15 protein-coding genes and 1 pseudogene are annotated in these 16,828 nt (G+C 72.7%); 8 read left to right on the top strand and 8 right to left on the bottom strand.

Going from position 1 to position 16,828, the window contains the following annotated elements; all coding sequences use genetic code 11:
- Positions 1-97 precede the first annotated feature (97 nt).
- The 4 genes from RV983_RS03055 (at position 98) to RV983_RS03040 (ending at position 3,859) form a co-directional block, all read left to right on the top strand.
- Positions 98-1,276 carry a sensor histidine kinase gene (locus tag RV983_RS03055; RefSeq protein ID WP_475984196.1) on the top strand — a complete coding sequence of 393 codons (1,179 nt, stop codon included), beginning with the start codon at positions 98-100 and terminating at the stop codon, positions 1,274-1,276.
- Positions 1,264-1,938: a response regulator transcription factor gene (locus RV983_RS03050; RefSeq protein WP_475984195.1), complete on the top strand. Its 675-nt coding sequence runs from the start codon at positions 1,264-1,266 to the stop codon at positions 1,936-1,938. The genes RV983_RS03055 and RV983_RS03050 overlap by 13 nt, the downstream gene beginning before the upstream one ends.
- A 110-nt stretch (positions 1,939-2,048) precedes the next feature.
- The gene (locus RV983_RS03045) at positions 2,049-2,957 is read left to right on the top strand and encodes a helix-turn-helix domain-containing protein (protein WP_475984194.1); all 909 of its coding nucleotides are present in this window, start codon (positions 2,049-2,051) and stop codon (positions 2,955-2,957) included.
- Positions 2,958-3,031: 74 nt separating this feature from the next.
- Positions 3,032-3,859, top strand: a complete 828-nt coding sequence (locus RV983_RS03040; RefSeq protein ID WP_475984193.1) for an SAM-dependent methyltransferase — start codon at positions 3,032-3,034, stop codon at positions 3,857-3,859.
- An 88-nt stretch (positions 3,860-3,947) separates the two neighbouring features.
- On the opposite strand, the pseudogene RV983_RS03035 reads toward RV983_RS03040, so the two are convergent.
- Together RV983_RS03035 and RV983_RS03030 are read right to left on the bottom strand one after the other, a co-directional pair.
- Positions 3,948-4,085, bottom strand: a pseudogene (locus RV983_RS03035) (SDR family oxidoreductase); the annotation flags it as partial.
- A 61-nt stretch (positions 4,086-4,146) separates the two neighbouring features.
- Positions 4,147-4,425 carry an SDR family oxidoreductase gene (locus tag RV983_RS03030; protein WP_475984192.1) on the bottom strand — a complete coding sequence of 93 codons (279 nt, stop codon included), beginning with the start codon at positions 4,423-4,425 and terminating at the stop codon, positions 4,147-4,149.
- 418 nt (positions 4,426-4,843) lie between these two features.
- Here RV983_RS03030 and RV983_RS03025 point away from each other — a divergent pair, with 418 nt between their 5' ends.
- The gene (locus RV983_RS03025; protein WP_475984191.1) at positions 4,844-5,434 is read left to right on the top strand and encodes a TetR/AcrR family transcriptional regulator; all 591 of its coding nucleotides are present in this window, start codon (positions 4,844-4,846) and stop codon (positions 5,432-5,434) included.
- Between the two features lie 110 nt (positions 5,435-5,544).
- Here the strand turns inward: RV983_RS03025 and RV983_RS03020 are convergent, their stop codons facing one another.
- Together RV983_RS03020 and RV983_RS03015 are read right to left on the bottom strand one after the other, a co-directional pair.
- The gene (locus RV983_RS03020; protein ID WP_475984190.1) at positions 5,545-6,765 is read right to left on the bottom strand and encodes a threonine synthase; all 1,221 of its coding nucleotides are present in this window, start codon (positions 6,763-6,765) and stop codon (positions 5,545-5,547) included.
- Between the two features lie 435 nt (positions 6,766-7,200).
- Positions 7,201-8,052, bottom strand: a complete 852-nt coding sequence (locus RV983_RS03015; protein WP_475984189.1) for a GNAT family N-acetyltransferase — start codon at positions 8,050-8,052, stop codon at positions 7,201-7,203.
- Positions 8,053-8,645: 593 nt separating this feature from the next.
- Between RV983_RS03015 and RV983_RS03010 the strand changes: the two genes are divergently transcribed.
- Entirely contained in the window at positions 8,646-9,440 is a 795-nt protein-coding gene (locus RV983_RS03010) for an SGNH/GDSL hydrolase family protein (protein WP_475984188.1), read from the top strand.
- Positions 9,441-9,930: 490 nt separating this feature from the next.
- Here the strand turns inward: RV983_RS03010 and RV983_RS03005 are convergent, their stop codons facing one another.
- On the bottom strand, positions 9,931-10,611 hold the full coding sequence (locus RV983_RS03005) for an NADPH-dependent F420 reductase (RefSeq protein WP_475984187.1): 681 nt from the start codon (positions 10,609-10,611) through the stop codon (positions 9,931-9,933).
- Positions 10,612-10,737: 126 nt separating this feature from the next.
- On the opposite strand from RV983_RS03005, the gene RV983_RS03000 reads away from it, so the two are divergent.
- The gene (locus RV983_RS03000; protein ID WP_475984186.1) at positions 10,738-11,508 is read left to right on the top strand and encodes an SDR family NAD(P)-dependent oxidoreductase; all 771 of its coding nucleotides are present in this window, start codon (positions 10,738-10,740) and stop codon (positions 11,506-11,508) included.
- A gap of 49 nt (positions 11,509-11,557) precedes the next feature.
- The gene (locus tag RV983_RS02995; RefSeq protein ID WP_475984185.1) at positions 11,558-12,286 is read left to right on the top strand and encodes a DUF2625 family protein; all 729 of its coding nucleotides are present in this window, start codon (positions 11,558-11,560) and stop codon (positions 12,284-12,286) included.
- Positions 12,287-12,297: 11 nt separating this feature from the next.
- On the opposite strand, the gene RV983_RS02990 is transcribed toward RV983_RS02995, so the two are convergent.
- The 3 genes from RV983_RS02990 to RV983_RS02980 all read right to left on the bottom strand — a co-directional run bounded on the left by RV983_RS02990 (position 12,298) and on the right by RV983_RS02980 (position 16,400).
- On the bottom strand, positions 12,298-13,812 hold the full coding sequence (locus RV983_RS02990) for a hypothetical protein (protein ID WP_475984184.1): 1,515 nt from the start codon (positions 13,810-13,812) through the stop codon (positions 12,298-12,300).
- A 307-nt stretch (positions 13,813-14,119) separates the two neighbouring features.
- The gene (locus RV983_RS02985) at positions 14,120-15,208 is read right to left on the bottom strand and encodes a mandelate racemase/muconate lactonizing enzyme family protein (protein WP_475984183.1); all 1,089 of its coding nucleotides are present in this window, start codon (positions 15,206-15,208) and stop codon (positions 14,120-14,122) included.
- A gap of 37 nt (positions 15,209-15,245) precedes the next feature.
- Positions 15,246-16,400: an ROK family protein gene (locus RV983_RS02980; RefSeq protein ID WP_475984182.1), complete on the bottom strand. Its 1,155-nt coding sequence runs from the start codon at positions 16,398-16,400 to the stop codon at positions 15,246-15,248.
- Between the last annotated feature and the right edge of the window lie 428 nt (positions 16,401-16,828).

Here is a 16,828-nt window from a genome sequence, read left to right as displayed (position 1 = left end):
CCACCTGTTCGGGGCGCTCTTCATCCTTTGGTACAGGAATTCCCCGCGCGTCCCGTCAGGAGTTGGCGGGCAGGCGAGGCACCCTTACGGTGGCGACGTGATCGACCTTCGGCAGATGTGGCGCGAGCGGCCGCGTCTCGTGGACGGGCTCGTGGCGGCCGCGGCCGCGGCGCTGACCGTGCTCGTGGTGCGGGCCGACGCGACGGGTCTGTCGGTGTATCCCCAGTTGTCGGCGCGCGCGGCGCTGTCGTGGCTCCTGCCTCCCGCCTGGGGGGTGGACGCCGGGGGCATGGCCGTGCCGTTGCTGGCGTGCGTGGCGCTGTACTGGCGCAGGCGCTTTCCGGCGGCCCTGGCTGTGGCACTCGTCGTCCTGGCCACCGCGTGGCCGACCGATGTCCCGCTGCTGGTGGCGCTGTTCACCGTCGCCGCCGGCCGTCCGGGCCGGGTCACCGCGGGGGTCACCGCCTTCGCGCTGCTGCCGGTACTGGCGCGGCCGTTCGTGACGGTCGTCCTGACGCCCCTGACCGCGGCCACGGCGGTGGCGGGGGCGGCGTTCGTCGGGGGCACCGTGGGCTGGGGCCTGTGGGTCGGCGGTGTGCGGGAGCGGGAAGCGCGCGCGGAACGGGAGGCAGGGCTGCGCGCCGACCGGGCCAGGCAGCAGGCCCGCGAGGAGATCGCCCGGGAGATGCACGACGTCCTGGCGCACCGGCTGACGCTGCTGAGCATGCACGCGGGCGCTCTGGAGTTCCATCCGGGCGCCGCGCCGGAGCGTGTCGCCGAAGCCGCGGGCGTGATCCGGCAGAGTGCGAGCCAGGCACTGGAGGATCTCCAGGACGTGCTGCGGGTCCTGCGCGCCCCGACGGTCAGTCCGTACGCCGAACCGCCGCAACCCTCGCTGGGCGACCTGCCGCGGCTGATCGAGGAGGCACGCGGGACCGGTGCGACCGTGGAGATGCACCAGGAACTGGAGGATCCGGCCACGATGGACCCGGCCACCAGCCGCACCGCCTACCGTGTCCTTCAGGAAGCCCTCACCAACCACCGCAAGCACGCCCCCCGCACGCCCGTCAGCCTCACCCTGACCGGTGGCCGGCGCGCCGGGCTGACCGTCGGCGTCGCCAACCCCGTGCAGCGGGAGCCCGCGACGCGCGGGCCCGGCTCCGGGCAGGGCCTCATCGGCATGAACGAACGCGTGCACCTGGCCGGCGGACGGATGAGTCACCGCCAGAGCGCGACCGACTTCCGACTCGACATCTGGCTGCCATGGACAAGATGACCCGCCTCCTCATCGTCGACGACGACCCCCTCGTCCGCTCCGGCCTGCGCCTGATGCTGTCCGCCGCGGACGACATCGACGTGGTCGGCGAGGCCGAGGACGGTGCCGACGTCCTGCCACTGGTCGAGGTCCACCATCCCGACCTCGTCCTGATGGACATCCGCATGCCGCGCATGGACGGGCTCGCCGCCACCGCCGCGCTGCGGCGGCTGCCGCAGGCTCCGGAGGTGCTGATCCTCACGACCTTCACCACCGACGGCTACATCCTCGGCGCCCTGCGGGCAGGGGCCGCCGGCTATGTGCTCAAGCACACGCCCCCGGCGCAGATCGTCGCGGCGGTGCGCAAGGTGAGGGCGGGGGAGCCGGTCCTGTCACCCGACGCCGTCAAGCAGCTCATCGACGCCGTCACCGGCAGTGCGCCCGGCAGCGCCACGGACGGCACCGAACGGGCCCGGGCGGAGGGGCTGTTGCGTCTGCTCGGGGATCGTGAGCGGGAGGTCGCCCTTGCCGTCGCCCAGGGCATGACCAACGCGGAGATCGCCGCGTCGTGCTTCATGAGCCTGCCGACGGTCAAGTCGCACGTCTCCCACATCCTGACCAAGCTCGACTTGAACAACCGGGTCCAGATCGCCCTGCTGGTCTACCGCGCGGGGCTGGTCTGACCGGTGGGGCGGCCGTCCACCGGAACGTTCCGCCGTTCTGCGCGGTGGGACTGCGGGCGCGGGCCCGGCAGTGGGACACTGGGTCCGACACGTCGTGCGGGGGAGTCGAGATGAGCGCTGCTGGGCCGGGCGGCGAGTCCGCGGCCCGCTCCTGGACCGACACGCCCCAGGGCGGCCCGACCGTGCTGCGCATCGTGCTCGGGACGCAGTTGCGCCGGCTGCGCGAGGGCCGGGGCATCAGCCGGGAGGCCGCCGGCGACGCGATCCGCGCCTCCCACGCGAAGATCAGCCGCCTGGAGCTGGGCCGGGTGGGTTTCAAGGAGCGCGACGTCGCGGATCTGCTCACCCTGTACGGCGTGGGGGACGAGCGGGAACGCGGTGAGCTCCTCGGCCTCGCCCGCCGGGCCAACACCCCCGGCTGGTGGCACCAGTACGCCGATGTCCTGCCGGGCTGGTTCGAGACCCACATCGGTCTCGAGGAGGCCGCGCACACCATCCGGACGTACGAGGTGCAGTTCGTGCCCGGGCTGCTGCAGACCGAGGCCTACGCACGGGCGGTCACGCGGCTCGGCCACCCCCGGGCGACGGAGAGCGAGGTCGGGCGCCGCGTCGCCCTGCGGATGACCCGTCAGAAGCTGCTGGCCGGAACGGGCGCGCCCCGCCTGTGGGTCGTGCTGGACGAGGCGTGTCTGCGCCGGCCGCTCGGCGGCGTCGAGGTGATGCGCGGTCAGCTGGAGTACCTCATGGAAGCCGCCACCCTGCCTCATGTGACGCTGCAGATCGCGCCGTTCGACGCCGGCGGGCTGGCCGCGGCGGGCGGGCCGGTGACCATCCTGCGCTTCTCCGAACCCGCGCTGCCCGACATCGTCTACCTGGAGCAGCTGACCAGCGCCCTGTACCTGGACAAGCAGGAGGACGTGGAGCACTACCTGACGGTCATGGACCGGCTGGCCGCTGACGCCGAACCACCGCGCAACTCCGCCCGGTTGCTGACCGGCTTGATCGACCGGCTCGGCTGAGGGTCGATTCGCGGCCGGATCCGCGCACTATCCTTGCGCACAAGGGTGGTTGAGCATTGGCGGCGTGGAGAAGGATGGCCGGCATGACGGATCAGGAATCCTGGGTCGACCAGACCAAACCCAGCATCGCGCGCGTGTACGACTACCTCCTCGGCGGCAAGGACAACTACGCCGTCGACCGGGAGATCGGTGACGTCTTCAAGCGGGACATGCCGGGTTCGGTGGCGATCGCCTTCTCCAATCGCGCCGCGCTGGTCCGCGCGGTCCGGGAGATCGCGACCACCACCGATGTGCGGCAGTTCCTCGACCTGGGCAGCGGGCTGCCGACGGCGGACAACGTCCACCAGGTCGCGCAGCGGCACGCGCCGGGTTCCCGGGTGGTGTACGTCGACAGTGACCCGATCGTGCTGGCCCATGGAAGGGCCCTGCTGGAGGACAACGACGACACCCGGGTGATCCAGGCGGACGTGCGCCGGCCCCAGGGGATCCGCGAGCACGCGGACACCCTGGAACTGATCGACTTCAGCCGCCCGGTGGCCGTCATCTTCAGCGCGATCCTGCACCATGTGAACGACGACGAGGACCCCGCGGAGATCGTCGCCTACTGGCGCGACCAGGTGCCGTCGGGGAGCTACTTCTTCGTCAGCCACTTCCGGTCGGGCAACAACCCGCAGACGGTGGAGGCCGAGCGGGTCCTCCAGCAGACCTTCGGGCGCGGCCGTTGGCGCACCGACAAGGAGATCGAGGGCCTGCTCGAGGGGCTGGAGATCCTTGAGCCCGGGGTCGTTCCCGCGTCCCTGTGGCGGCCCGAGGCGGCCGAGGCCTCGCGGATCGGCCAGGCCGAGCGGGAACTGACGGTCTGGGAGTGCCTGATCTCTGCCGGGCTGGCCCGCAAGCCGTAGCCCGCGGCGACGGACCGGTACCGGGCGGCGCGCCCGGTGCCGGCCTCTGCCGCGCCGCCGGTCGGACCCGGACCTGGCCGCCGTCGACGAAGTGCTCGGAGCCGGTGACGAACGAGCTCTCCGGTCCGGCCAGGAACGCGGCCACCGCCGCGACCTCCTCGGGCCGCCCGACGCGCCTCAGCGGTGTCCGGTCCGCGAGCACCTGGCGGAAGGCCTCGTTGGTCATCCCGTCGAGCTCGGCCAGGCCTCGACGCCGGGGGTCGCGGTCGGGCCCGGGCCGAGGACGTTCACCCCCGCACGCCCCGCGGCGCCAGTTCGGCCGCCCAGGTGCGGCCCGGACTGCGGATCGCCGCCTTGGACGCGGCGTACAGGCCCATGCCCGCGACGCCCTGCACGCCGGTCGTCGAGCCGAGCAGGACGACCGACGCGCCCTCGGCCGGCAGCGGCAGTGCCTTCTGGACGGTCAGCACGGTGCCGTCGACGTTGACGCCGAGGACCAGGTCGTAGTCCTCCTGTGTGGCGTCCGCCAATGCGCCCACGACGCCGAGGCCGGCGTTGGCGACCACGGCGTCCAGCGCCGTCCGTCGCCGCGGATGACGTCGATGACGCGGTCGGGATCGGCGGGCCGGGACACGTCGCACGGTACGGCGACCGCGGCGGGGCCGGTCTCCGCGGCGGTCTTTTCCAGCTTGTCCGTGCGCCGGCCGGTGAGGTAGACGCGCGCGCCGTCGTCGCGGGGCGCTGGGCGACGCGCGCCCGATGCCGCTGGAGGACTGGTGACCAGGGCGGTCTTTCCTCCCATGGGGGCCTGGACGGGTCCTTCCTGGGGAGGCCGGAGCACTCCGGGGGAGGTCCGTGGGTCGTCCGGCCGTGCGGAGCGGGGCGCGTCCGGGAACACGTCCCGGGCAGGGCAGATTCTGCGCGATCGCGTCCAGAACGCACCCCGTTATGGACGAAATAGTCAAGAATGGGTACCGTAGGGCCATGGCACGCCCCCGAAGCTTCGACGAGGACCAGGTACTGCGCGCCGTCAGGGACCGGTTCTGGTCGACCGGCTACGCGGGGACCAGCGTGGACGACATCCTCCGCGACACCGGACTCGGCAAGGGCAGCCTCTACGGCGCCTTCGGCGACAAGCACCAGCTGTTCCTGCGCGCCTTCCGGGACTACTGCGACGGGCTCGTCAAAGCGGTGGGCGGCCGGCTCGAAGGCCCGGACGAGGGCGCCCTGGATCGCCTGAGCGGCCAGGTGCGGGAGATCGCCGCGGCCACCGCCTCCGACGCGTCCCTGCGCGGCTGCCTGCTCGCGAACGGTACGGCGGAGCTCTCCGGCCGCGACGCGGAGGTCCAGGCGATCGCCCGGCGCACCTTCGCCGGCCTGGCGGACCTCTTCACCGCCTGCGTCGCGGCCGCCCAGCGCGCGGGCGACATCGACCCCGGCGCCGACCCCGCCCGCCTCGCGGCCCTCCTGCTCGCCGTCGTCCGCGGCATCGAGGCCCTCGGCAAGGGCGGCAGCAGCCCCGAGTCCCTGCACGCCATCGCCGACACCGCTCTGGGGCTGCTGCCCCGGCCGTAGACCCGGCGCGGGTCGCCCCACCGGGACCAGCCGCGCGACCCGGCGCATGCGGGAGGGGGACCGCTCGACCTCCTCACGGCCGAGGCGGGGCGGCCGCCCCGCCGGTCGTCCTACGGGATACGGTCGGTGAGCTCCAGGACCGGCGGGTCGGTGCGGAACGTCTCCGGGTACTTGGCCGCCGCGCCGGTGTTGAGCACCACGACCTCCTCCTCGCCGGACAGCCATCCCCGCTCGCGCAGGACGCGCACCGCCGACAGGGTCGCCGCTCCCTCGGGGCAGAGCAGGGCGCCGTCCGCGGCGGCGCACGCGTCGCGGTCGGCGAGCAGCTCCTCGTCGGTCACGGCGACGGCATGCCCCTTGGTCTCGTAGAGGGCGTCCAGCACCATGAAGTCGCCCAGCGCCTTGGGGACGGTGATGCCGAACGCCACCGTGCGCGCGTCCTGCCAGGGCTCGCTGGTCCGTTCGCCCTTCTCGAAGGCGCGCACGATGGGGGCGCAGCCGGTGGACTGGACGCTGACCAGGCGGGGGAGGGGGCCCTGGAGCCAGCCCAGTTCGCGCAGTTCGAGCAGGGCCTTGTGGATGCCGATGAGGCCGACGCCGCCGCCGGTGGGGTAGACGACGACATCGGGCGCGCGCCAGCCGAGCTGTTCGGCGATCTCCAGGCCCATCGTCTTCTTGCCCTCGATGCGGTACGGCTCCTTGAGCGTGGCCGCGTCCATCCAGGTGTCCGGGTCGGCCTTGATCTTCTCCGCGACGAGCCGGCCCGCGTCGCCGATCAGCCCGTTCACCAGATACAGGTCCGCGCCCGCGGCCGCGCACTCGGCCCGGGTGATGGCGGGGGCGTCCACGGGCATGGCGATCAGGGCGTCGAGGCCGGCGCGTGCGGCGTAGGTCGCCCACGCCGCACCGGCGTTGCCGTTGGTGGGCATGGCGACGCCGCGCGCTCCCAGTTCGCGGGCCCTGGCCACGCCGACCGCAGCGCCGCGGGCCTTGAAGCTGCCCGTGGGGATCAGTCCCTCGTCCTTCATCACCAGCCCCGGGACGCCGATGGCCGCGCCATAGCGTGGCAGTGGCACCATCGGGGTCATGCCCTCGCCCAGGGTGACGACGTTTCCCGGGTCCCGGACGGGCAGCAGCTCGTGGTACCGCCACAGCGACGGCGGCCGCTCCGCGAGGTCCGCGGGGGTGAGCGAGGCGCGCAGCCGCTCCAGGTCGTAGCGGGCCAGCAGCGGTGAGCCGCAGGCGCAGAGGTTCTGCACCCGGTCGGCGTCGTGGCGGCGGCCGCACCGCGCGCACTCCAGATGTGTGAGCGTGCTGAAGGGCAAGGTCATCCCCCCTTCCTACCTCGGGAGGGCGGGCCGGGGGAACACCCGCCGGCCCGGATGAGACGTTCGCGGCACCGTTCCGGGACGCCGGGGCCCGGCACCACGTGCTCACCTCCAAGCATCACGAGGGATGCGCCCTGGGGGACAGCGCGGTGTCCGAGGCTGTACGGATGGCGCGGGGCGTGGCCCATCCGGGCACCGTCCGGGTGGAACCACTCCAGCAGCGATAAGTACAGGCCGGGGCGTAGTTCCGGGGCGCAGCGCCGTGAGGCGTCGAGGAGTTCCTCGACGCCGTCGCGGCGCTGGCCCGTCTTCACGGCGTTGCGGTGGCCCGCCGGACGGGCGATCGCGTTTGGGTCTTCACGACGGCCTGGCACGGCTGAGCTCCCGGCGACCGGCCGCGCGCCTCTCCCCTGTGGAGGCGCGGGGCCGGTCGCCCTCTCAGGCCGCTTCGGGCAAGGGCTGCCAGTTCCAGTTGGGGCGTTCGTAGGCGACCTGGAGGCCGAGCCGGCGCATGTTGTGCAGGGAGGGGTTGCGGGTGCCGGGGGCCTCCGTGCCGGTCTCGGCCACGAGGAAGCGGCAGCCGAGATCCCGCGCGGTCCGGGCGCGGGCGGCCAGGAGGGCGGTCTGCCCGCCTCGGTTGCGCGCGTGGGGGAGGACCGCCCCGGCGAACATCTGGGCCGTGTCGCCGTCGGCGTACATCGTGCCGGTGCCGACGATCTCCCCGTCCAGCCACGCGGCGAAGGCGTGCCATCCCGGCTGGGCGGCCGTCGACGCGGACAGTTGGGCGTAGTGCTCCTCGGGCATGCCGAAGGCGCGCACCAGCACCGATCCCCACTCGGCCGCGTCGCCCGCCCCGACCGGGGCCACGGTGATCCCGGCGGGGGCCTGCTCCAGGGCATCGGCGCGGGCGACGACGTCCTCCGTCGCGCCGACGAGCTTCACCCAGGAGGAGCCCGCGGTGATGCCCTCGCGCTCGCAGATGGCCTCCCAGTCCTCGGGCAGGAAGGCGGGGGCGATCTGGAGGACGGCCTGCGGGGTGCCCTCCGCCCGGTAGAAGTCGCAGACCTCGCGGATCAGCCCGGCGGTGACGGGACCGGTGACGCCGAATCCCAGGGCCTTGCTCCAGAAGCGGGTGGGGTCGTTGCGCATCGACAGCACGACTCCGCCGCCGATCCGCGTCGCGTTCATGCCCAGGGCGGTGCGGATCGGCTCGGGGGCGCCGGTCTCGAACCGGAACAGCGCCTCGGCCTCGGACTGCTCGGCGACCGACGGGGGGACCAGGGCGTTCATGGGGCAACCGGTTCTTTCGGGTCTGTCTCGCATGCGGATGATCGGACTGCACGTGGCCCGGCGCCGTGCGGGCCGCGGCGACGGACACCAGCAGGACGTTGCCGCCGGGCGGAAAGTTCGAAACAGCTTCTGTGATCCGGGCCACTCGACCGGTTGCCCGTGTGCCGTGTCTTCCCACCATGGCCCACGGAGTCACACTCCGCCGTTCCGCCGCCGCCGTTCCGCCGCCGCTCGCGAACCACGAGGTGCCCTCTGTGCAGGATGCCGCCGACGCCCCTGGTGCGTGAGCGGCGCGCCTTCCGTGTGTGCGGCTTCCTCGCCGCCTTGCCGTGCGGCACACCACGTGCGCTCCTGACGCATCATCAGGTAACTGAAGGGTCGTCAACCCCACTGTCGCGCAGCGTTGTTGCGATTGCTGTCGCGTGCCTGCCACCGCGATGGCATCGCTCCGGAGCGTGACGGCAGGGTCAACGCCGGCTCCGTGTCCGGCGAACGCAAGATCTACGCGGGAAGAATTATTGTCATGAACACTTCCCAAGGTGCCGGAACTGGCGCTACTAAGTGGTAGTCAGTTCACCGCTCAGGGAGGTTCCGTGAGACCCACGAAGTCGTTGTCGGCCCTCGCCACCTTGATCATGGCTGTGGTGTTCGGTCTGCTCCTGTCGAGTCCGGCATACGCCGCCGGACCTGCCTACGTCGCGCTCGGAGACTCGTACTCCGCGGGCAACGGCGCCGGCAACTACGACAGCGCCAGCGGTAGTTGCCACCGGAGTTTCAGCGCGTACCCGTATCTGTGGAAGAACGCCCACGCCCCGTCCTCGTTCGCCGACACCTCCTGCTCCGGCGCGGTGACCACGGATGTGACCAACGGTCAGCTCGGACCGCTGAACGCGTCGACCGGGCTGGTCTCGATCACCATCGGCGGCAACGACGCCGGCTTCTCGGACGTGATGACCACCTGCGTGACCGGTTCCGACACCACCTGCGTCAACCGGGTCACCACGGCGGAGAACTACGCGCGTAACACCCTCCCGGCCCGTCTGGACGCCACCTACGACGCGATCCGCGCCAAGGCCCCCAACGCGAAGGTCGTCGTCCTGGGCTACCCGCGCGTCTACACCCTCAACGTCTTCTGCGTCGGCCTCTCCGACACCAAGCACCGGAAGATCGACGAGGCCGCCGACGTCCTCGACAGCGTCATCGCCGCCCGAGCGGCCGCCCACGGCTTCGTCTTCGGCGACGTCCGCGGCACCTTCAACAACCACGAGCTCTGCTCGGGCGACGACTACCTGCACTCCCTCGTCATCTCGCCGAGCTGGGAGTCCTACCACCCCACCGCCACCGGCCACTCGAGCGGTTACTACCCCGTCCTGAACGCCAACAGCTGACCCCGCACCGACGACCGGCACCCGGCCGGGACGGTGCCCGCGACCTTCCGCGGGCACCGTCCCGGCCGCACCGGCGCTCACGCGCCGGGCACCGGGGTCCGGCCGTCAGGTGTGCCGGTGCCGTGCCGGTCCTCGCGCCATGCCACGACCACGGTCCGTCTCGCCCGGGATGCCGCACGGCGACCAGGACCCGCTTGTCCTGGATGATCGGGCCGCAGGTCTCGGCACCCTTGGCCGCCTCGCGGCCGGCGTCACCACGGCTCCCGTGCGCGGCATCGTGCGCCGTGGGAGCGCGTCGGCCACGACGTCGCACACCCATTGCCGCACTTGTACCGGCAGGTCGGGGCCGATCTGCCCGACGTGTGCCGGGCGAGCAGGGGGAAGAAGTCCGGGCGGCCGCACGGTGCCTCCATGGTCGTGTCCGAACAATGGAAGCCTCATGGAAAGGTAAAGCGACGCTCCTTCGGAAGGGTGGGAACGGGGGATCAGGTCAGCGGGTGGCCGCGTCGACGAGCGTGCGGATGGTGTCGGCGGAGGCGGGGGTGGCCTCCTGGTTCGCGAAGTCCGCGGAGCCGCCCGCGTACGGCGGGCCGTAGACCGGGGTGCCCGGCTGCGAGCGCCAGCTGTCGGCGAGGGTGCCGAAGGCGAGCGCGTCGTATCCGAGCAGGTCGAGAAGCTCGGCGGCGTGCGCGACGGCAACCGGGTCGTCACCCGCGACAGGCAGCGCGGTGCGGTCGGGCGAGCCCTTCGGCCGGGCGAGCACGGCCAGATGGCGGAAGAAGATGTTGTTGAAGCCCTTCACCACGTGGGACTCGGGAAGGTGGTCCTGGAGCAGCTGGCTGTCGGTGCTGCTGCCGTCCTTCAGTACGGCGATCTCACCGTCCCGCTGCGGGTAGTAGTTGCCCGTGTCGATGACCGTCTTCCCGGCCAGCGGTGCCACCGGGACCCGGCCGACCGCCTTGAGGGGGATGGTGACGACGACCCAGTCGCCCGCCGCGGCGGCCTCCTCCGGCGTCGCCGCGCGCGCTCGCGGGCCGAGCTCGGACACCAGATCCGCGAGCGTCTCCGGTCCCCGGGAATTGCTGAGGACGACGTCCAGCCCGGCATCCGTCGCGAGCCGCGCCAGCGTGCTGCCGATCGAGCCGCTGCCGATGAGTCCAAGAGTTGCCATCGTGTGACCTCGTTCTGCGATGTCCATTCGTGCCGTCTCTGGTCCAACGATCGACGCCGAGGACTTTCTTCCGCCGCTGCGACACGCCTTGACTTCGAGTGCGCTCCCCTCCGTAGCCTCTGGGTCATGAGCGAAGAGCGGGCAGGCCGCCCGGTGAGGGCGCTGGTGACCGGCGGTACGAGCGGACTGGGCCTCGCCATGGCGTCCGCCCTGGCCGCGTCAGGGGCGACGGTCGCGCTGACCGGCCGGTCCGGGACGCGGGCCGGCGAGGTCGCCGGCCGGCTGCCGGGCGCGTTCGGAGTGGGGCTGGACGTGCGCGACGAGTCCTCCGTGGCCCGGGCGGTCGAAGGGGTGTGGTCGCGGCTCGGCGGCATCGACATGCTCGTCAACAACGCCGGGATCGGCATGCGCACGGTCAATCCACGCTTCACGACGGACCCGCAGGGCTTCTGGGACGTGCCGGTCGAGGGGTTCCGCGCGGTGATCGACACCAACCTGACCGGTTACTTCCTGGTGGCCCGCGAGGTGACGCCGCGGATGCTGGCCGCGGGCGGCGGACGCATCGTCAACATCGCGGTGAACGAGTCGACCATGCAGCGGACCGGGTTCGTCCCGTACGGGCCCTCGCGGGCCGGCAGCGAGGCGCTGTCCCGCATCATGGCCGCCGACCTGCGCGGCACGGGCGTCACCGTCAACCTGCTGCTGCCCGGCGGCGTGACCGCGACCGGCATGCTGCCCCCGGATGCCCTTCGCGGGAACGCGGCCGTCCTGGAACCCGCCGTCATGGGCCCGCCGATCGTCTGGCTGGCGTCCGAGGCCGCGGCCGGCGTGCACGACGAGCGCATCGTGGCCACCGACTTCGAGCGTTGGCTGCACGACAGGAACGGTGCACGGTGAACGCCCCCCCCGAGGCCGGTGACGCCGGGGGCACTGCGATCATCCTCGGATGCGTGGACTCGACGAGCTGACCGAGGTGGACGATCCGGTGTGGCCGGAACTGCGGGAGATTTTCGCCGCCGCCACCGAGCCGCCCGCGGTGCTTCCCGCCGACGACGGTGAGGCACGCCGGTGCTTGCTGCAGATGCAGGTCACCGCGCGCTCGACGCTCGGCGGGCTGACGCTCAACACCGGGGGACTGCTCCTGGACGGCGGGTGGCTGCGGGTGTTCGGGGGAGGTGCGGGGCCGGAGAACGGCGGCCTGCCGAGCCTGGGCCGGGTCAACGCGTTCCCCGCCGCCTTCGACCCGGCGTGGCATCCCGCGACGGGTCTTGTCGTCGGCCATGACGTGCTGGGCGGGGTGTTCGCGCTGGGCGGCCACGACCCGGCGGCCGCGGGACGTCCCGGCGCCCCGGGGCAGATGAGTTACTTCGCGCCCGACACCCTGGAGTGGGAGGCCATGGACATGGGCCACTCCGGATGGATCTCCTGGATGCTGTCCGGTGGCCTCGGCCGGTTCTACGAGGGGCTGCGCTGGGCCGGCTGGCGCGAGGAGGCCGCGGCTCTGTCCTTGTCGCAGGGGATCAGCGTCTATCCGTTCCTCTGGACGAAGGAGGCGCACGCCGATCTCGCCGCGACCAGCCGGCGGCCCGTGCCGATGCGCGAGGTCCTCGGCGTGGCGGCGGATTTCGCGCGGCAGACGGGCCCGGCCGACCCGGGGTTCCTCGGCACGGCGTAGCCCTGCCGGGCTCAGCGCACCAGTTCGGCCATGACCGCCGGCGGCAGTGACGGGTTGGCCGCCGCCGCCATGGCAACCTCGGGGTCGTCGTCGCCGAGAAGTCCGACGACGACGGAGGGCGGCAGCCCGGGATGGCCGGCGGCGATCGGTCTCGCCCGCCGGTCGGGCAGGCAGGCCAGCAGGGCCGCGGCCGGAGCGGCGGGATGCCGGGCGATCGCGCGCAGAGCCTTGGGGACCGGTGGCCGGTGCCGGGTCAGTTCCTCCAGCAGGGCCGGTGTGGCACCGGGATTCGTCGCTACCTTGGCGGCCACGTGCACGCCGTGCCGCGCGACCATGGCGCGCAGCAGGGCGTCGGGGAGACCCGGGTGCGGCGCGACAGACTTGACCACTTTGGCGTCGGGATCGCGGGCCAGCGCGTCGCGCACGGCGTCCGGCAGGTCCCGTCGTTCCGCCACGAGCATCCGTACGACCGGGTTCGGGGACGCTGCCAGCGCGTCGACCTCGGCCGGGGAGGCCGCGGCGACGCGCGGAAGCGGCGTTGGCCCGATCCTGGTGACGCGGGTGAGATGACCGAGCACGTCGAGGGGCAGGCGCGGATGGTGCGCGAGCCTCCTCTGCACGTCGTGCCCGCGGTCGTCGGCCAGGGAGCGCATCAAGGGCTCGCCGATCCCGGGATTGTCGGCCAGTTGCCCCCGTACCCAGGGGACGGGATCCTCGGCCAGCAGCGCGTACACCTGCTGCGGCAGGTCCGGACGGGCGGCCAGTTCCTGGCGCAGCAGCAGCGAGGGATGACCGGCGAACAGCGCGGCCGCCACGGCGGGTGTCGCCGGGTTGCCCAGGGCCGCCTGCTGGATGGCGTGCACCGTGGACTCGTGGGAGCCGTCGCAGGACGCGCCGGGCGGCAGGTCGCGGCTGGGTCCCGCGCGGTGCGGGTCGTCGACGAACTGCGCCGGCTCGCGGTCGCAGACCTGGCAGGAGACGGCCGGGGGCACCCCGGTACCGGCGAGCAGCGCCTCCAGCACCCTCGGTGGCGCCGCCTCGTTGGCCGCCACCGAGCGGCGGACGTCGGCGTGCGGGTGGTCCGCGAGGCGGGCGGCGACCTCCCGTGATGTCGTCGATAGCGCGAGTTCCGCGACGACCGAGACGTTCGGGTCCCCGGCGAGCGCCGCCACGACGTCCGGCGGGAGATCCGGGCAGGCGGCGAGCCTTTCCCGGTACTCCACTCGGGGATCGGCAGCCAGCACGCGCGCCCACTCCCGACGGCCCGCGCCCTCGCCGAGCAGAGCGAGGGCCGCGTCTGGCCGCGTCGCCGGATCGATGTCCTCGGCGGTCAGGCTGCCCTCGTGGGCGAGACACACCGCGGCCTCCTCGCTTCGCGAGGCCAGCGCGTGCACCTGAGCGCGACTCAGGTCCGGGCGGCAGGCCAGTGCCCATGCGAGGTCGTCGTCCGCAGCGGCGATCAGCCGGTCGACCAGCTCGGGCGGGAGCGCCGGATTGCCGGACAGGGCGTGCAGCACATGGTTCACGGCGGCACATGCTGCCCCAATGGTGAACGGACGGCTCCTGATTTACCGGCGCACCGCTCCCGGCGGCTCCGGGCGCCGGTCATGCAGGGCCGGGGGCCATGCGTGCGACCTGCCCGGTTTCACCAACCGGGCAGCGCCGTCGCGCGGAGTTCCCCCTCTTATGGTGTGAGGCCACGGCGGTGGTGCGCAGACGGGACGGAACCGATCGACTGCACGGCGGTGTTCCAGGCCACGGGGCCGCAGCCGGGCGCAGATCATCGGACGACCGCTCTGCGACGACATCGCCGGCACCGCCGCCCCCGGAGGGCTACGCCACCCGCAGGTCGTCGATCGCGTCCTCGTCCCAGTCGATGCCGATGCCGGGGGCCTCGGGCGGCACCACGCAACCGTCCTCGATGGTCAACGGCGTGCGGGTGATCGCGTCGAGCTGCGGGATGTGCTCGACGTACATGCCCGCGGGTACGGCGCAGGCCAGGCTGGCGTGCAGTTCCATGAGGAAGTGCGGGGCGACCTGGACGTTGAACGCCTCGGCGGTGTGCGCGGTCTTGAGCCACGGGGTGATGCCGCCGACGCGGGCGACGTCGGCCTGGACGATGCCGGCCGCCCCCGCGGAGAGGTACTCGGCGAAGCGGCCGACGCCGTACAGGGACTCGCCGACCGCGACGGGGATCGAGGTCGAGGCCGCGAGGCGGACATGGCCGGCGAGGTCGTCGGCGGGGAGGGGCTCCTCGAACCAGGCGATGTCGTAGGGCTCGTAGGCGCGGGCCCGGCGGATCGCCTCGGCGCCGGTCATCGACTGGTTGGCGTCGACCATGAGCACCCAGTCGGGCCCGACCGCCGCGCGGACCGCCGCCAGACGCTCGGCGTCCTCACCGGCGGTGGGCTTGCCGACCTTGACCTTGGCGCCGCGCAGGCCGCGTTCCTTGGCCTGCTGGGCGCTGCTCGCCAGTTCGTCGGGGGTCAGATGGAGCCAGCCGCCCTCGGTGTCGTACAGCGGCAGCCGCTCGTGCGCGCCGCCCGCGAGGCGCCACAGCGGTTCCCCGGCGCGCAGGCAGCGCAGGTCCCACAGGGCGGTGTCCACGGCGGCCAGGGCGAGCGAGGTGATCGCGCCGACCGAGGTGGCCCGGGTGACCGACAGCAGCCGCTGCCACAGCGCCTCGACGTTGCGGGCGTCCGCCCCGAGGAGCAGACCGGCCAGGTGGTCGCGGAGCAGGGCGAGCACCGAACTGCCGCCCGTGCCGATGGTGTACGCGTAGCCGGTGCCCGTCAGGCCGTCGTCGGTGGTGAGGGAGACCAGGATCGTCTCCTGGCGGACGAAGGTCTGGAGGGCGTCGGTGCGCAGGACCTCCGGTTCGAGGAAGACCATCCGGCACTCGACGTTCCTGATCCTGCTCATGGGGATGACCACGTGCCTTTCGGGAGCGCGACGAGGGTTACTTCGTGGGGGCGAACACCCGCTGCGCGGCGACCGCCGCACCCCCGCGGGCCCATTCCTCGAAGGGCAGCGGGCGGACCTCGATGTCGCAGTCCGCCGCGGCGCCGAACGCGTGGTCGGCGAAGGTCTGCCGGAGCTGGTCGGCGAACAGGTCGTACGAGGCCACGCCCTCACCGGAGATGATGATGCGCTCCGGGCCGATGAGGTTGGCCACCGATGCCATGGCGAGGCCCATCACCTGCCCGGCGCGGGAGAACACCGCGCGGACCGCCGTGTCGTTCGCGTGGGCGAGGCGGACCGCCTCCTCCATGGTCAGCGAGGGGTTGCCGGTGGCCAGGCGGGCCTGCTCGGTGATGGCGTGCGTCGAGGCGACGGTCTCGACGCAGCCGGTGTTGCCGCAGGTGCAGGTGCGGTCGGTGCCGCCCACGGGCAGGTGCCCGACCTCGCCGGACACCCCGTGCGCGCCCGACACCACCCGGCCGCCGATGGACAGCCCGCAGCCGATGCCGGCGCCCACCGTGACCAGGGCGAAGGACGACAGCCCGACACCGGCGCCGAACCACTGCTCGGCGACGGTCAGGGCCCGTACGTCGTTCTCGATCACTGTCGGGATGCCGGTGGCCGTCTCCACGAGCTGGGCCAGCGGGACGCGGCGCCAGTTCAGGAACGGCGAGAAGTGCACGATGCCGGTCTGCCCGTCCACGTCCCCGGAGAGGGTGACTCCGACGCTGTGGATGGCACCGTCCTCCTCCGTGCCCGCGGCGGTGCGGAGGCGGGTGATGAGCCGGGCGATGGCGAGCACCACCGTTCCGACGTCGCGGGAGTCGAGGCCCGCTCGCCGTGAGGCCAGCGGCTGGGCGGTCAGATCGGTGACGACGCCGATGAGCTCGTCGCCGGTCACCTTCACGCCGACGAAGCGGGCGCGTTCGGCGTGGACGGCGACCAGTGTCGGCGGGCGGCCGTTGGCGCGCTCCCCGGTAGGCCGGCCGAGTTCGGTGATCCAGCCGTCGGCCAGCAGGGGGGTTGCCGCTTTGGTGACCGCCCCGCCCGAAAGCCCCGTGCGCCGGCCGATGTCGGCCCGGGTCAGGGGGCCGTACGCGAGGAGTGTCTGGAAGACCAGGACAGCGGCGGGGGGCTGGTGGGCGAGGCTCATGGCCGGGACCATACCTTTCCAACGGAAAGTAAGAAAGAGGCTCGACCGCCCTCAGTGATCCCATCTTTCCCGTCTCTGACCGAGGAGTTGCCTGGCATGTTCGGCTGATCGCGGGTTGTGGAGGGTCAAGACATCGGATTTCTGCCGGCGAATATGTTGACGCTGGAAGGAAACCCTGGCTACATTCGCCGCACTCCTCGTCGGTGCGGACGAGACGGTCCTCATGGGGGAGGAGTGCGATCGGGCCCCGGTCGCAGCACTTCCGGCCTCGGTGGCGTTCCGGGACGACCGCCACCGAGGAAGGCTCCGGGGCACGACCCGCCCGCCTGTCATGCCGTCCTGCCCCTCCCGCAACACCGTCGATATCCCAGCGGACCTCCGAGCGCCGGCCCCGGTCGCGCGCCGCAGCGTTCTGCCGTACCCCGTCG

Source organism: Streptomyces sp. RLA123 (genome assembly GCF_056270165.1).
The sequence above is the reverse complement of the archived record's forward strand: the minus strand, read 5'-3'. Positions and strand labels throughout refer to the sequence as shown.

Coding starts and splice junctions, on each gene's coding strand:
- RV983_RS02980 (WP_475984182.1), bottom strand. CDS start 16,400: ATGAGCCTCGCCCACCAGCCCCCCGCCGCTGTCCTGGTCTTCCAGACA.
- RV983_RS03015 (WP_475984189.1), bottom strand. CDS start 8,052: ATGAACGCCCTGGTCCCCCCGTCGGTCGCCGAGCAGTCCGAGGCCGAG.
- RV983_RS03020 (WP_475984190.1), bottom strand. CDS start 6,765: ATGACCTTGCCCTTCAGCACGCTCACACATCTGGAGTGCGCGCGGTGC.
- RV983_RS03045 (WP_475984194.1), top strand. CDS start 2,049: ATGAGCGCTGCTGGGCCGGGCGGCGAGTCCGCGGCCCGCTCCTGGACC.
- RV983_RS02995 (WP_475984185.1), top strand. CDS start 11,558: ATGCGTGGACTCGACGAGCTGACCGAGGTGGACGATCCGGTGTGGCCG.
- RV983_RS03005 (WP_475984187.1), bottom strand. CDS start 10,611: ATGGCAACTCTTGGACTCATCGGCAGCGGCTCGATCGGCAGCACGCTG.
- RV983_RS03000 (WP_475984186.1), top strand. CDS start 10,738: ATGAGCGAAGAGCGGGCAGGCCGCCCGGTGAGGGCGCTGGTGACCGGC.
- RV983_RS02985 (WP_475984183.1), bottom strand. CDS start 15,208: ATGAGCAGGATCAGGAACGTCGAGTGCCGGATGGTCTTCCTCGAACCG.
- RV983_RS03025 (WP_475984191.1), top strand. CDS start 4,844: ATGGCACGCCCCCGAAGCTTCGACGAGGACCAGGTACTGCGCGCCGTC.
- RV983_RS03040 (WP_475984193.1), top strand. CDS start 3,032: ATGGCCGGCATGACGGATCAGGAATCCTGGGTCGACCAGACCAAACCC.
- RV983_RS03050 (WP_475984195.1), top strand. CDS start 1,264: ATGGACAAGATGACCCGCCTCCTCATCGTCGACGACGACCCCCTCGTC.